The sequence below is a fragment of the Aeromonas lacus genome (assembly GCF_000764665.1).
GTDB lineage: Bacteria > Pseudomonadota > Gammaproteobacteria > Enterobacterales > Aeromonadaceae > Aeromonas > Aeromonas lacus.
In genome coordinates this window covers 1-823 of sequence record NZ_JRGM01000186.1, presented here as the reverse complement: position 1 = coordinate 823, position 823 = coordinate 1, and the positions used below count along the sequence as shown (strand labels likewise).

Here is an 823-nt window from a genome sequence, read left to right as displayed (position 1 = left end):
CCTATAACACCTTTCTCCCCCAACAATGTCCAAACTATTTCAAATCCATTCTCACTTAACATTGTTAAAAATGGTTCTTTTTTAACAAGTAAATGAGCCTTTGAAGCATGTATAGCTTCAGCAGCAAAACACACCATAGTGCCGTTTTGATCTTTGAAACTACCTTCTATTTCCCCATTTGTTAAACCCATCTTTTCGAAGATTAAATTGCTTGGCTTCAAAAAGCTCAAAGCTTCAATTTTTGATCTATCGAACTTTTCTTCCCATAAATAGCTAACAGAAGTAATACTAACGTCAGCTATCTTCACTCTGGACTCTTGGTCTGATACCGAGGTCCAATCTGAGCCACCATAATAGTCTGATTTAAAAAATTGGAATGCGTCGGACCAATAGAACTCTCTATTAAATAATTGGTATCTATCACTGCCTTCCGGCATCCACCTGCCCATAAAGTGTTGGTTTGTTGCCCAATCTCTAAAGTTTTTAAATTCTTCTACTTTAACGATATAACTTTTTATATGGCACCAAACCTCTTTTCGTGGGTGCCCCCAGTCATCGTTGCCAATAATTTTTGGCTCTTTCCAAGATGGATAACTTTCTAATACCAACCATGCATCACCGTTGTCATCTTTAACTTCAATCAAACCATATGGATTAGTTATCGTAGTAGAACTTTCAATCCATTCTTTATAAGAGCAAGTCCAATCAAATACTTCACCATTAAGCCACCACATTTCTTGACTGCTTAATACCTTTGCTCCTGTTTCTTTAAGTAAGATAGAAGGATCTATATCCCTTACGTAAGGTTCCCATGGTCCTTGAT

Annotated in this window: 1 protein-coding gene; it reads right to left on the bottom strand. The window is 36.9% G+C overall.

What is annotated here, in order from left to right:
• Positions 1-823: hypothetical protein (locus tag LG31_RS20705; RefSeq protein WP_202963018.1), on the bottom strand; the 823-nt coding region annotated here is incomplete at both ends.